Source organism: Arthrobacter sp. SLBN-53 (genome assembly GCF_006715585.1).
GTDB lineage: Bacteria > Actinomycetota > Actinomycetes > Mycobacteriales > Mycobacteriaceae > Mycobacterium > Mycobacterium neoaurum_A.
Genome location: NZ_VFNN01000001.1, coordinates 1,627,044 through 1,641,071, shown reverse-complemented (window position 1 = coordinate 1,641,071; position 14,028 = coordinate 1,627,044). Strand labels below are relative to the sequence as shown.

The following is a 14,028-nucleotide window of genomic DNA, read 5'->3' as shown; positions in this document are numbered from 1 at the left end:
CGCCATGAGCTTCTACGAGGTCATCGAAATCGTCGGCAAGACGATCGACGGTATCGGGGTGGCGGTCATCGCGATCGGCGCGCTGATCGCCACCGCTGCCACCATTCGGCGGATGGCGGGCAAGACCGGAGACGCGTACCGGTTTTTCCGCCAGCGCCTCGGCCGCTCGATCTTGTTGGGGTTGGAGCTCCTGGTCGCCGCCGACATCATCAGGACCGTGGCGGTCACCCCGACCTGGGAGAGCGTCGCGGTGCTCGCCGGGATCGTCCTGATCCGAACCTTCCTGAGCTGGTCGCTGGAACTGGAGATCAGTGGCCGCTGGCCGTGGCAACAGCGCGATGAAACGCCGACTCAGACGGGCTGAACCTACGGTGCGGGTGCCGGACCGGGGGCGGTATCTGGCCGCACACGAGTCCAGCGGTGCAGCAGCCACGCAACCGGTATCGACAACGCCAGTGTGGTGAGGAACAGACGCACCATCGAGCCGGTGAACACCGGCCACCGCAGCACCGAAGACATCGCGATCTCCATCAGGATGACGTGGACGAGGAAGATCTCGTAGGAGATCTCACCGAGCCACACCACCGGGCGGCTGCCGAGCAGCCTGGCGAACAGGCCGTCCGGGTCGAGCACCAGCGGCGCCAGCAGGCCCACCGCGACGACGGCATACAGCGTCGACCGCACGATCGCCTCACCCGGCTGGACCGGGGCAAGGGTCACCGACCCGGCGATCGGGAGCGCCACGACCAGTAGCGCCGCCGGCGCCAGGGGCAGGAGGAACACACCGCGACAGCGCACGCCGGCGACGTGCAGTACCGCCAGCGCCATACCGCCGACGAAGTGGATCAGGTGTGCGGGCAACCAGATATTGGCCGATGGCGGCAACAGGTCGGTCGCGTGCTGCACCCACAGCCATACCGGCGTCACCGCAGCCAACAGGGTCAGCCCCATCAGCAGCAGGCCCGGCCGCCAGGCCCGCCGGCACAGCACGGTCAGCAGCAGACCGGCCAACAGCGGCAGAACCGCATAGAACGCCACCTCCACCGCCAGGCTCCACATCTGGGTGAGGCCCTGGTGTAGCACCGCCACGGGCGGATAGATCTGGGTCAGCGTCAGATGGTGCAGCAGGCCGGCCCAGGTGTGCCCCGGGTTGGGGCCCGCGTCCCGAAATGCGTAGAGCGCGTAGGCGATCAGCACCGTCACCAGATATGCCGGTGCGATGCGGCGAACCCGGTGGCGGGCATAGCGGGTCACCGACGGTGCCGGGCCGCCGGTGCGAGTCGCCACCAGCCACGGCCGGAACAACAGGTATCCCGACAGTGCGAAGAAGACCGGCACCCCGACCTCGAGCCGGGCATACAGTGCGCCCAGGTACCCGTGCGGCAATTGGCCGGTTCCGAACGCGGCATGTGTGGCGACGATGAGCAGGGCGGCCGGCGCTCGCAGACCGGTCAGGGCGGCCACCCGTTGCGGCGCCCGCGGCCCCGCATCGGCTGTCACACGCATGATGCCCCTCAGGGTACGGACGGCCGCGGCGGCGGTGCCGCCGGGACAGCCGTGGCGGCGGTGCCGCCGGGATGGCCGTGCGGCGGTGCCGCCGGGATGGCCGTGCGGCGGTGCCGCCGGGATCTCGACACGCCGAATTGGGTGCGGTCGATATGGCCCGCCTTCCGTTACAAAGAACACAAATTCGGGAAAGGTCGAAATGAGTGGCTTTACGGTGCGCCGTAAAAGGATATTTCCGCGCCGTAAAATGTGGCGGACGGCGGCGGGTGCCATTGTTTCGGCGCTCTGTGTCACCGCACTCGTGTCGGTCCCGACCTCGCAGCGACCCCGGCAGGTCATCGCCGAGGACGTGCACCCACTGAGCTTTTCGGCAACAACCGTAGGATTCGCTGACTCCCAGATCTACTTCTACGACGAGCCGCTGGTGACCCAGACGGTCCAGCGCTGGGTCGCCGACGGTATCCGCCTGGTCCGTATCGGCATCCCGTGGGCCGGGGTGGAAGCGATCAAGGGGCGGATGGACTGGTCGCGGGCCGATCGTGTGGTGCAGGCGGCCTCGGCAGCGGGGATCGCGATCATCGCCTGCATCACGTCGACCCCGTGGTGGGCAATGTCCGTCGGATCGCTGCCGCCGCACGGGCGACCGTCCTCGCCGGAGGCCTACGGTTCGTTCACCGGACGCGTCGCTGAACGCTATCGCGGCAAAATCGCGGCCTATGAGGTGTGGAACGAGCCCAACGGTTTCACCGGATACACACCATTTCCCGATCCGGCCGGGTATACCGCGCTGCTGAAAGCCGCATACCCCAGAATCAAGGCCGCCGATCCGGCGGCCGTAATTGTCGGCGGTGTGCTCGGTTCCGGAAAGTCCTGGGGTCCGTTGACAATTGACCCCGTCACCTTTTTGGACAGGATGTACGCCAACGGGGCGAAACCATTTTTCGATGCGTTGTCGTATCACCCGTACAGCTACACCATGAAGTTCTCCGAGGGCATGCTGCAACCCGATTCGCCGGTGGAACAACTGGTTCGGATGCGGCGGGTGATGCTGGCCAACGGCGACGGTGCCCGCAAGATCTGGGTGACCGAGTACGGACTACCGAGCAACCGGGTCAGCGATTCCCACCAGGCGGACTTCATCGCCGACGCGATGAGCGCGTGGCAGGAGCTGCCCTACGCCGGTCCGCTGTTGCTCTACACCACTCGGGATCTCAACAGCGGCAGTGGCAACGACGACGAACGGTTCGGTATCTACCGCTCCGATTGGACTCCCAAGCCCGCGCAGCGTGTGCTGCGGTCGCGGCCCGGTCCGCGTGCGGTGTACGGCAGGTTCGCCGCACATGCCGATCCGACCCTCGGCGAGGTGCTCAGTCCGGTCTACTCGGACGCGCAACGGATATGGACCCAGCAGTGGACACTCGGGACGTTGTGGGAGACGGCGCCGGGGAAGTTCATCTCGTCTCCGACGGCGGTCAGCGATCTCGCGCGCTCCCGCAACGCGGGAATGCCCCTCACCACGTTCAAGGACGGGTACCAGGATTTCGGAGGTTGGCAGCCCATGCGTGTCTGGTACTCACCGGCGACCGGGGCGCAGTGGGCCAGCGGCGAATTCGCGCGCAACTGGGTTCCCGCCCTGGGCCTGGCCACGGTCTCGGAGCGCTGGACCTACGGAGGCACCCGGGTGGACTTCCAGAACGGCTACATGATGTGGGTGCCCTGGGTCGGCGTCAAGATCACCATGACACGGGGTCGCTAGCAACGATCACTTGAGCGTGAACCCCGCCGGTGACTTCAGCGATCCATGGATGCCTCCTCGGCGCAGTGCTGCCGCCGTCTGTCGGCGTGTGTCGACGGTGCCTGACCGCACCAAGACCCCCGTGAACTTTGCTGACTTCGGTCTGGCGATCTTGAAAATGTGCTGTTAGCAAATTGTGATCCCGCTGGGATTCTGGCCGTGTTGCGGCCACGCTAGCTACCTGTCGCCCATCGGCGCGAAGAGTAGGTAACGGTGGTTGACATGCAGTTTTGGTGGCGCAAAGGCGCGTGAAGCGGTCACCGCACGAGGGCAGACAGCAAAGAAATTTGCGCCGACGAAAGCTGGGTTTCCGGAAAATTCGATCGTAGGTCTGGCCTAGTTCGCAACGTTCGTGTTAACTTTTCGTTGTTGGTTGGGGAATTTGCTGAAAGGGAGATCAACATGTACCGACGTCAGGGGAAGTCCATCCGCATGATTGCTGCGACCATCGCGGCCGGGGGTGGGATCGCACTTGCGATGGGTGCGGCCACGGTGACCGCCGCGACGGCCGCGGCCGACACCGGGCAAACCTCGTCGCAGCAGGGAGCGAGCACCTCGCCGTCGCAGCGGCTGGGTCAGTTCGGCACGAACCTCACCCAGAACATCGGCAAGTTCGGCAGCAACCTGCAGATCAACGGCGGCACCGTCGGCACCAACGGGCTGATCAACGGTGGCACCGTCGGGAGCAATGTGCAGCAGCAGTTCGGCCAGGTCGGCACCAACGGGCTGATCAACGGCGGCACTGTGGGCACCAACGCCCAGCAGCAGCTCGGCCAGGTCGGCACCAACGGCCTCATCAACGGCGGCACCGTCGGGAGCAATGCCCAGCAGCAGCTCGGCCAGGTCGGCACCGACCTGCTGACCGGCCTCGGGTCATTCGGTCGCTGATCCAGCTACGCGACAGCGGGCAGTGGGGATATCCCCACTGCCCGCTTTGCTGTCTGGGACCGGCGGCTGAAGAAATTTGCTGAATCGATATGGCAGGGCGACTGATCCGGGTCGGTGACGTCCACTCTCTCGCACCGCGGCCGGTACTGGAGCCCGCACATGAGAAAGAACGCGCTGATAACGTCACAATTTGCGCCAGCGAAAATTCTTGCTGCCGTTCATGATCATCGTATGTACTGGTCGAGGCGAAAAGCTTGGCTTTCCATGCTGGTTTTTAGCTAGCGTGCTTGCACGGTGCAGCAAAGAAATTCGTGGTTTGGGCCCGTTCTGCCGCGGGCACTTCTCTCAGCGTAAATATGATCTACGCCACACTCATCGGTTCGGTCTCGGGCGGTGCGTGGGGGGTTTGCTGGAGGGAGGCATGTCATGGATCGCAACATCAGGGGGGTCGACAAGATGCTCAAAACGTTGATGCTGACCGGCGCGGCCGGTGCAATTAGCGTCGGGATGGCCGTTGCCGGTGCGGGGACGGCCGCGGCGGACAACGGTTCGTCGTCGGAGAACGCCCGCGTGTCCACCCGCTCGGCGGCGGCGCTGACCCCCGAGGAAGCCGGGCAGTTCGGCGACAACCTGGTCCGCAATATCGGCAGGTTCGGCAGCGACCTCCAGCAGAACGCCGGCCGGGCCGGTAGCGACCTGCAACGCAATCTCGGTCAGGTCGGCACGGATCTGTTGGTCAACGGTGGGCGATTCACCAATGATCTGACCCAGAACGTCAACCGGTCGGGCGCCGATCTGATTCGCAATGCCGGCGAGGCCGGCGGCAACCTGGTGCGCAACATCGGTGGGTTGTTCGGAGGCTGAGTTCGGCGGCTCGGTTCGATGCCGGCCGGGGTGGCAAGCCAGACTGCCGCCCCGGCCGGTTCATGTTCGGGTGCGGGCAACGTGCCGCCACCCTGGCCGACGTGCGACTTGTCTCGGGATCGCGCGCAGATGGGGGCAACGGACGATAGCGTGAACCCGTCACAGCACACCGGACGGGAGATCAACACATGCGAGCCGATAGTTCGTCGGGTTGTAGGCCCCACCCACCCACCGGACGGAGGAATCGGCTCAGCGCGCTGATCGCGGGTCTGCTCGCGGGTCTGCTCGTCGCCCTGTTCGGTGCCACCCTGCTGATGCCGGCCACCGCAGCAGCCGAAGGCGAGACCTACACCATCGCCACCGATACGACGTTCGCGCCGTTCGAGTTCCAGAATGCCAGCGGCGAGTTCGTCGGCATCGACATGGATCTGATCCGGGCCATCGGCGAGGACCAGGGCTTCAACGTCGACATCAAACCGCTGGGTTTCGATGCCGCACTCCAAGCGGTGCAGGCCAACCAGGTCGACGGTGTCATCGCCGGTATGTCGATCACCGATGAACGCAAGAAGGTCTTCGACTTCTCCGATCCCTATTTCGAATCCGGCGTCCAGATGGCCGTTCTCAAGGACAACGAGGACATCAAGTCCTACGACGACCTGCGCGGCAAGCGGGTATCGGTGAAGAACGGCACCCAGGGCTCGGATTTCGCCAACTCCATCAAGGACCAGTACGGCTTCCAGGTCGTCTCCTTCGCCGATTCGTCGACGATGTTCGACGAGGTCAAGACCGGGAACTCGGTGGCGGTCTTCGAGGACTACCCGGTGCTGCTGTACGGCATCGCCCAAGGCAACGGATTCAAGACCGTGACGCCCAAGGAGGACCCCACCGGTTACGGATTCGCGGTCAACAAGGGCCAGAACGCCGAACTGCTGCAGAAGTTCAACGCCGGACTGGCGAACCTGAAGGCGCAGGGCCGGTACGACGAGATCCTGCAGACCTACCTCGGCGAGCAGGCATCCACCGCCGACGACTCGATCTTCGGTCTGATCAAGAGCACCGCACCGATGTTGTTGGCGGGCTTGAAGATGACAGTCTTCCTGACCGTCGTATCGATCTTCTTCGCACTCATCCTCGGCGTGGTCTTCGGGTTGGCCAGGGTGTCGCGGTCGATCTGGTTGCGCGCGATCGGCACCACCTTCGTCGACATCTTCCGCGGGACACCGCTGTTGGTGCAGGCCTTCTTCATCTACTTCGGTATCCCCGCGACGATGGGCTTCCAGATGTCGGCGGTGACGGCGGGCATCATCACGCTCTCGCTCAATGCAGGTGCCTATATGACCGAGATCGTCCGTGGTGGCATCCTCTCGGTGGACAAGGGCCAGATGGAGGCCGCCCGCAGCCTGGGCATCGGCTACCTGCCGACGATGCGCAAAGTCATCCTGCCCCAAGCGATCAGGACCATGATCCCGTCGTACATCAACCAGTTCGTGATCACCCTCAAGGACACCTCGATCCTGTCGGTGCTGGGCATCGCCGAGTTGACCCAGAGCGGGCGCATCATCATCGCGGGTAACTACAAGGCCTTCGAAATGTGGCTGATCGTCGGGATCATCTACTTCGTCGTCATCATGGCACTGACCAAACTGTCCGACCGGCTGGAGAGGCGGCTCGTCAAATGAGTGAATTGGTATCCGAAGCCGCGGCTGCCGAACCGGCCGGCACGGTGAAGATCAGCATCGAGGGACTCAAGAAGTCGTTCGGAGACCTGGTCGTGCTCGACGGCATCGACACCACCGTCAGCCACGGCGAGGTCGTCTGTGTCATCGGTCCGTCCGGATCGGGTAAGTCCACATTCCTGCGGTGTCTGAACAAACTGGAGGACATCACCGGCGGCAAGGTCGTCGTCGACGGCTTCGACCTGACCGATCCGAAGATCGATCTGGACAAGGTGCGCCAGCACATCGGCATGGTCTTCCAGCACTTCAATCTGTTCCCGCACATGACGGTGCTGCAGAACGTCACGCTGGCACCGCTGTTGACCAAGAAGTCGGACAAGGCCGCCGCCGAGAAGAAGGCGCTCGAACTTCTCGCGCAGGTGGGCCTTGCCGAGAAGGCGGGTGTCAAGCCCGCCACTCTGTCGGGTGGACAGAAACAACGGGTGGCCATTGCCCGAGCGCTGGCGATGAATCCGTCCATCATGTTGTTCGACGAGGCCACCAGCGCGCTCGATCCGGAGATGGTCGGCGACGTCCTGGAGGTGCTGCGGACCCTCGCCCGCGGCGGCATGACGATGGTCGTGGTCACCCACGAGATGGGCTTCGCCCGTGAGGTGGCATCCCGGGTGATCTTCATGGCCGATGGTCACATCGTCGAGGAAGGCCCGCCCGCGGAGATCTTCGACAACCCGAAACACCCACGTCTGCAGGAGTTTCTGTCGAAGGTGCTGTGAGCTTCGGTGCCCGCGCGCACACCATGGACCGGCGACCCGGTCTGGCTCGTCGACGTGCTTCGAAACGAGGGCTGCAGCCCGGTCGAGTTCCCTGGATGGCGCACCCGCGGACACGGTGAGTTCAAGGACATCCGCGGGGTGATGGTGCACCACACCGGATCCGACCGTGCCGATGCCGCATCCATCGCCTACGGCCGACCGGATCTGCCCGGCCCGCTGTCGCAGGTGCACATCGCCAGCGACGGCACGGTCACCGTGGTGGCGGTCGGGGTGGCCTGGCATGCCGGGACCGGCATGTATCCCTGGGTTCCGGCGAATATGGGCAACTGGCACCTGATCGGTATCGAGTGTGCCAACAGCGGTACCAGCCCGTCGGCGCCGCATCGCCGGAATTGGCCGGACGCACAGTATCTGGCACTGGTGGATTGCTGCGCGGCGATCAACCGGCGCCTGGGGCAGACATCGGAGCGCACCATCGGGCACCGCGAGTACGCGGGGCGCGCGCAAGGCAAGTGGGACCCCGGGGCCATCGACATGACGGTGCTGCGCAGCGATATCGCCGCGCGCATCGGTGCCGTCGCGGCGCGTCCGGCGCCGCGACCGCCGGTGCCGGTGGGGGAGTACGCCGATGTACTGCTGTTCCGGGGAAGCACCGGGGCGCAGGTCGCCGAACTGCAGCGCCGACTCAAATATGCCTACGCCGGGTACGGCGGTGAGCTCGAGATCGACGGTGTGTACGGCGCCGCGACCGAGGCCGTGGTGCGTGAATTCCAGCGGCGTACACCGGGACTCACCGTCGACGGCATCGTCGGACCCGCCACCGCGGCCGCCCTGCGGCTCACGCTGGTCTGATCGGCGCCGCCCGCTGGTCAACCCTGTTCGATGGTGTTTCCACTGCCGGACTGGTTGACCGTCGGTGACCCGTCGCGATAGGTGACCCGATTCTCGAAGCCCGACACCGTGATCTCGTCGGTGGACTGTGTGGTGACGACATTCTCGAAGCCCGACACGGTGACCGCCGTGCAGTGGCCGGTCACGTCGATGGTGTTGTTGGCGCCGCTGATGATCACGATGTGGTCGTCACAGGCCACCGTCCGGTTGGTACCGATACCGGTGATCGTGATGGTGCCGCCGGATTCGACAGGAGTGTCCGGGCCGCCCGGATCGACGACGATCGGGGGCAGCTCGGGTATCTCGGGCAACCGTGGCACGACGGGCTGGGCGGGCTCGTCGGTCAGCACACCACCGCCGCCGGCCACGTCCGGTGTCGAGTCGTCGGCGCTGAACAGCCAGAACGCGGCGGCCGCCCCGCCGAGGAACAGCACCAGGGCCAGCGGCACGATCACCATCCAGGCTCGCACACCGGAACGCTGCGGCGTGGACGGATACGGCTGGGCGTAGGCGCCGCCATAGGGGTCGGCACCGTAGGGGTTCTGGCCGTGGGAGTTCAGGCCGTACGGGTCCGGCCCCGGGGGTGACTGGCCGTAGGGCGGCTGCGGCCATTGCTGGGTGGGCGGCGGCAGCGGCGGCGCGGCGGGGCTGCCGTAGGTCGACGGGCTCGGCTGCTCGGCACCGAGCTCGGTCGGCTCCAGTGCGCGGATCCGAGCTTCCGGGTCGTCCTGCGGATTCATACCGGGATGGTCGCATATCGGCCGATCCGACGGGCCAGGGTGCGGAAAAGGCGGTACGGAAAAGGCGGTACGGAAAAGGCGGTCCGGAAAAGGCTGTCCGGAAAAGGCTGTGGCGCCGGACCTCCGTGGAGGTCCGGCGCCACAGTTCTCGCGCACCCTATGCCGGAACAGCAGCTCCGGTCTTTTCCCGTGCAGGGGGATCGGTTTCGGCGCTCGTGGCGTGATCGTCGAGCATGGTCAGCTCGTCGAAGGGGTCTTGTCCGCTCAGGACGGCGTCGACCTTGTCGCGGTCGATCGTCTTGGTCCAGGTGCCCACCAGCAGCGTCGCCACGGCGTTGCCGGAGAAGTTGGTCACCGCGCGGGCCTCGGACATGAACCGGTCGATACCGACGATCAGGCCGACACCGTCGAGCAGGTCCGGGCGGTGGGCCTGCAGGCCGCCGGCCAGGGTGGCCAGGCCGGCGCCGGTGACGCCTGCGGCACCCTTGGAAGCCACGATCATGAAGACCAGCAGACCGATCTGCTCGGTCACCGACAGCGGGTCACCCAGCGCGCTGGCGATGAACAGTGAGGCCATGGTCAGGTAGATCGCGGTGCCGTCCAGGTTGAACGAGTAGCCGGTGGGCACCACCACGCCGACCGTCGACCGGTCCACACCGATGTGCTCCATCTTGGCGATCAACCGGGGCAGCGCGGACTCCGACGACGAGGTCGACACGATGAGCAGGTACTCCCGGGCCAGGTAGCGCAGCAGCTTGAAGATCGAGATCCGCGACACCAGTTGCAGCAGGGTGCCCAGGACGCCGAAGACGAAGATGGCGCAGGTGATGTAGAAGCCGAGCATCAGCGCGGCCAGCTGGCCGACCGCCGCCCAGCCGGTCTGGCCGACGACGTTGGCGATGGCGCCGAAGGCACCGATCGGAGCGAGCCACAGGATCATCACCAGCACCTTGAACACCAGCTTCTGCAGGTGCTCGATACCGCGCAGGATCGGATCACCCGCCGTACCGAGGCCCTGGATGGCGAATCCGACCAGCAGCGCGATGAACAGCGCCTGCAGCACGCTGCCGGCGGTCAGCGCGGAGAACAGCGAGGTCGGGATGATGCCCTGGATGAAATCGAGCAGGCCGCCGGATTCGTGCGCCTTCTCGGCGAGTTCGGCACCCTTGCCCGCGGCGCTCTCGGTGAGCTTGAGGCCGCTACCCGGATGCAGGATGTTGCCCACGAGCAGGCCGATGGCCAGTGCGAAGGTCGACATCACCAGGAAGTAGACGAAGGCCAGCCCGCCGACCTTGCCGATGGTGGCGGCCTTGCGGACCGAACCGATGCCCAGCACGATCGTGCAGAAGATGACCGGGGTGATCATCATCTTGATCAGCGCCACGAACATTGTGCCCAGCACGCCGACGCTCTTGCCGACCTCCGGGGCGTAGATGCCCACGCCGATGCCGGCGATCACCGAGATGATGACGGCGATGAACAACCAGTGGGTGCGGTCGTGCTTCTTCTTCGGCGCGTCCGGTGCCGGCTCGGGCGCCGGCCGGTCCATCGTGGTCGTCATCGGGTTCTCCTTCGAACACTGCACGGAAATGGGTCTGAAAGGATGGTCGGACACGCGCGTGAGGTAGGTCACGTTTTAGTTCATTACGTTCAGCCGGGAGAGGGTTGCGCAATGCGGGTGGGCGGCACGCGAGGGCCGGCTCGGGGCTGGTCCTCGGGATGGCCCAAGTCGTTGGCCGGCCAGTCGATCGCGCTGCAGATCCTGGTGATCACGCTGATCGTGGTGGCGGGCAGCGCGCTGGCGCTCTTCGATGCCCGGCGCGACGGTGACGCGGCGGCCCGGGCTCAGGTGCTCGGCATCGCGACCGCGCTGGCCGATTCACCGTCCACCGCCGACGCGATCGTGGCCGGCCGCGCCACCGAGATCCTGCAGCCGGTGACCGAACTGGTGCGCAGGCACACCGACATCGCCTTCATCACGATCATGGCTCCGGACCGCACCCGCTACACCCACACCGATCCGACCCAGATCGGCGGTCAGTACCTGGGCAATATCGGCCCCGCGTTGCGCGGTGAGTCGTTCACCGAGCTCTACACCGGCACGCTCGGACCGTCGATCCGCGCCGTGGTGCCGGTGCCCGACGCGGACGGGCGGGTCATCGGCCTGGTGGCCGCGGGCATCCTGCAGCAGAGTCTGGCCGATCGTTGGCACGACCAGTGGGCGAAGATCGCCACCGTCGGTGTTGGCGCGCTTGCTGTTTCGTTGATCGGGGTGTGGGGCATCCGGCGTCGCCTGCTCCGGCAGACGCGGGGATTACGGCCCGAGGAGTTGCGCGTCATGTACGACCACCACGACGCCATCCTGCATTCGGTGTCGGAGGGGCTGATCGTGCTGGACCGCTCCGGGGTGGCGTTGGTCAACGACGAGGCCCGCCGGTTGTTGGGGCTGCCCGACGGTACGGTGGCGCGCTCCGACCTGCCGGAGTTCCTGCGGTCCTACAACCCCGGCGCCCGCGACGAGATCCACGTGACCGATGAGCGTGTGCTGGTGGTGAACCGTTCGCCGGTGCAGTCGGACGCGGACGCCGCCGAGGTGGTGACGATCCGCGACCGGACCGAATTGCAGGGCGCGCTCGGTGAATTGAGCTCGCTGAAGGTGCTCACCGACTCGCTACGCGCGCAGGCCCACGAGGCGGCGAACAAACTGCACACCATCGTCACCATGGTCGAGATGGGGCACGCCGAGCGGGCGGTCACCTTCGCCACCGCCGAACTCGAACTGTCCCAACAGCTCGTCGACCGTCTCTCGGCGGCCGTCGGCGAGCCCGCCCTGGTGGCACTGCTGCTCGGGAAGACGGCCCAGGCGGACGAGCGCGGTGTCGAGCTGACCATCACCGAGGAGACCGGCCTACCCGCCGACACCGACGATCTGCTGCTCAGTGGGCAGGAGATGGTCACCGTGCTGGGCAACCTGATCGACAATGCCATGGACGCCTGCGATCCCGAAGACCCGTGGGTGGAGGTGACGGTGCACCAGGATGAGGAGCAGCTGTTGATCCGGGTGGCCGACAGTGGGCCGGGGATGGACGCCGGCACCTTCGAAAAGGCCATGCGGCGCGGCTATTCGACGAAGTCGGACCTCGATACCGGTGCGCACGGGCTGGGTCTGGCGCTGGTGGCGCAGGTGGTCAAGAAGCACCACGGGACCCTCACCGCCGATGTGACGTACGGTTCGGTCGTGACGGTGACGGTGGCGCGCCGATGATCAACGTGTTGATCGTCGAGGACGAGAGCCTGATCGCCGAGGCACACAAGACCTACCTCGGGCGGATCGCCGGCTTCGCCGTGGCGGCCGTGGTGCACACCGCTCGTGATGCGATGCGGGTGGCCAGTGAGGCGGCGGCATCAGATGTGCCGATCGATCTGGTGCTGCTCGATATCGGGCTGCCCGATGCCAGCGGCATCACCCTGGCGTCGGCGCTGTCGGGCATCCAACCGCCCCCGGACATCATCGCCATCACCTCCGAACGCGACCTGGAGATGGTGCGTGCGGCCGTCGGCCACGGCGCCCTGGCCTACTTGCTCAAACCCTTCACCTTCGCGGCGTTCCGTGACCGGCTCGAGCGCTATCAGCGCTACCGCGAGGCGCTGCCCGCGGGAACCGACGCTGCCAGTCAGGACGAGGTCGACCGGGCGCTGGCCGAGTTGCGGGTGGGATCCGGTCGAACGGCGGCGCCCAAGGGCGTCGCGCCGGGCACGAACGACGAGATCGCGCGCGCGGTGCGGGACTCTGCCGATGGGATCACCGCCGATACGGTCGCCAAGCAGGTCGGGGTGTCGCGGGTGACGGCCTGGCGGTATCTGGAGCGCCTGGCCGAGGAGGGCACCGTGACCCGGCACACCGATTACGGCAAGGCGGGGCGGCCCAAGACCCGCTATCAGTGGCGGTGAGCGCGCCGGGTCGGTGAACACGCCCGGCAAATGAGGGTCGGCCTCCCAGCAAATGATCAATCGGGAACTTATGCTGTGCGCACCGGTGTCCGAAAGGCTTGCTGTGCACACGACAGTGCTGAGGAACAGGCGGCGTGGCCCGCTGGTCGTGCTCTCGGTTTCGGCGATCGTCCTGGCCGCGGCTCCGGTCGTCGGCGCCGCTCCCGAGTCGGTGGCCGAATCGGGGTCGGCAACCGTCACCGTGAACACCGGCAGCCGGGGCCTCAACATCCGATCGGCGCCGTCGGCCGACAGTCAGAAGATCGGGACGCTTCCCGACGGTGCGCGAATCGTCATCACCTGTTACGCCCGTGGCGCGGTGTTCTCCGGCGGCCCTTACCGGATGTCCACCGATCTGTGGAATCGGTTGCCCGACGGCGGCTTTGTCACCGACGCCATGTTGGACACCGGATCGGACGACCCCGTCGTGCCACCGTGTACCACCGAGTCGATGACGGTGCCGCAAGCGCGGGCCACCGGCCGCTCGGTCGCCACCAACCCCGCCGAAAAGGGCAGTGCCGCCTGGGGTGCCATGGAGAAATGGTTCTTCGCCTCGGGGGAGCGGTCCTATCCGGCCCTGCGTGGCGCACCGCGGGACCTGGCGGGTGCGGCCCGTGCGGCCGGCTGGACCGTCGTCGGCGAACCCATGCAGCGGTCGCTGGTGGTGATTCCGCCTGGGGTGCTCGCGGCGCCGGAGACCGGGCATGTCGCGTGGGTCGACACCGTCTCGACACGACCCGATGGGGCCTACCTGGCGCTGACCGAGATGAATGCCGCAGGCAAGGGGCCCAATATCTGGTCGGGGCGGACGGTCAAGGCGCTGCCGGGGTTGCTCTACATCCCGTTGCCGTGACGGTGGGCGGGGTGGCCAGCAAAACTCCCATGCGCCTGCTCGCGAATCCACC

13 protein-coding genes are annotated in these 14,028 nt (G+C 66.3%); 10 read left to right on the top strand and 3 right to left on the bottom strand.

Annotated elements, in window-relative coordinates:
• Positions 1-4 precede the first annotated feature (4 nt).
• Positions 5-364 carry a DUF1622 domain-containing protein gene (locus tag FBY28_RS07790; protein WP_141865651.1) on the top strand — a complete coding sequence of 120 codons (360 nt, stop codon included), beginning with the start codon at positions 5-7 and terminating at the stop codon, positions 362-364.
• A 2-nt stretch (positions 365-366) separates the two neighbouring features.
• Here the strand turns inward: FBY28_RS07790 and FBY28_RS07785 are convergent, their stop codons facing one another.
• Positions 367-1,506: an acyltransferase family protein gene (locus tag FBY28_RS07785; RefSeq protein WP_174241564.1), complete on the bottom strand. Its 1,140-nt coding sequence runs from the start codon at positions 1,504-1,506 to the stop codon at positions 367-369.
• A gap of 301 nt (positions 1,507-1,807) precedes the next feature.
• Between FBY28_RS07785 and FBY28_RS07780 the strand changes: the two genes are divergently transcribed.
• From FBY28_RS07780 to FBY28_RS07750, 6 genes are all read left to right on the top strand, one after another.
• Entirely contained in the window at positions 1,808-3,262 is a 1,455-nt protein-coding gene (locus FBY28_RS07780; protein WP_160145465.1) for a cellulase family glycosylhydrolase, read from the top strand.
• A 441-nt stretch (positions 3,263-3,703) separates the two neighbouring features.
• Complete coding sequence (locus FBY28_RS25985; RefSeq protein ID WP_216847555.1) at positions 3,704-4,189, top strand: hypothetical protein; 486 nt, start codon at positions 3,704-3,706, stop codon at positions 4,187-4,189.
• 426 nt (positions 4,190-4,615) lie between these two features.
• A complete protein-coding gene (locus FBY28_RS07765; RefSeq protein ID WP_141865645.1) occupies positions 4,616-5,053 on the top strand; it encodes a hypothetical protein in 438 nt (145 codons plus the stop codon).
• Positions 5,054-5,241: 188 nt separating this feature from the next.
• Positions 5,242-6,732 carry an amino acid ABC transporter substrate-binding protein/permease gene (locus tag FBY28_RS07760; protein WP_141865643.1) on the top strand — a complete coding sequence of 497 codons (1,491 nt, stop codon included), beginning with the start codon at positions 5,242-5,244 and terminating at the stop codon, positions 6,730-6,732.
• The gene (locus FBY28_RS07755) at positions 6,729-7,502 is read left to right on the top strand and encodes an amino acid ABC transporter ATP-binding protein (protein ID WP_141865641.1); all 774 of its coding nucleotides are present in this window, start codon (positions 6,729-6,731) and stop codon (positions 7,500-7,502) included. Before FBY28_RS07760 ends, FBY28_RS07755 begins: the two co-directional genes overlap by 4 nt.
• Positions 7,503-7,508: 6 nt before the next feature.
• Entirely contained in the window at positions 7,509-8,354 is an 846-nt protein-coding gene (locus FBY28_RS07750; RefSeq protein ID WP_141865639.1) for a peptidoglycan recognition protein family protein, read from the top strand.
• A gap of 17 nt (positions 8,355-8,371) precedes the next feature.
• Here the strand turns inward: FBY28_RS07750 and FBY28_RS07745 are convergent, their stop codons facing one another.
• Positions 8,372-9,133, bottom strand: coding sequence for a DUF3060 domain-containing protein (locus FBY28_RS07745; RefSeq protein ID WP_141865637.1), 762 nt, complete (start codon positions 9,131-9,133; stop codon positions 8,372-8,374).
• A 157-nt stretch (positions 9,134-9,290) separates the two neighbouring features.
• Entirely contained in the window at positions 9,291-10,694 is a 1,404-nt protein-coding gene (locus tag FBY28_RS07740; RefSeq protein WP_141865634.1) for a cation:dicarboxylate symporter family transporter, read from the bottom strand.
• 117 nt (positions 10,695-10,811) lie between these two features.
• On the opposite strand from FBY28_RS07740, the gene FBY28_RS07735 reads away from it, so the two are divergent.
• The 3 genes from FBY28_RS07735 (at position 10,812) to FBY28_RS07725 (ending at position 13,976) form a co-directional block, all read left to right on the top strand.
• Positions 10,812-12,398 carry a sensor histidine kinase gene (locus FBY28_RS07735; protein ID WP_216847554.1) on the top strand — a complete coding sequence of 529 codons (1,587 nt, stop codon included), beginning with the start codon at positions 10,812-10,814 and terminating at the stop codon, positions 12,396-12,398.
• On the top strand, positions 12,395-13,084 hold the full coding sequence (locus FBY28_RS07730) for a response regulator (protein ID WP_141865630.1): 690 nt from the start codon (positions 12,395-12,397) through the stop codon (positions 13,082-13,084). Before FBY28_RS07735 ends, FBY28_RS07730 begins: the two co-directional genes overlap by 4 nt.
• Positions 13,085-13,187: 103 nt before the next feature.
• A complete protein-coding gene (locus FBY28_RS07725) occupies positions 13,188-13,976 on the top strand; it encodes a hypothetical protein (RefSeq protein ID WP_216847553.1) in 789 nt (262 codons plus the stop codon).
• Positions 13,977-14,028 lie beyond the last annotated feature (52 nt).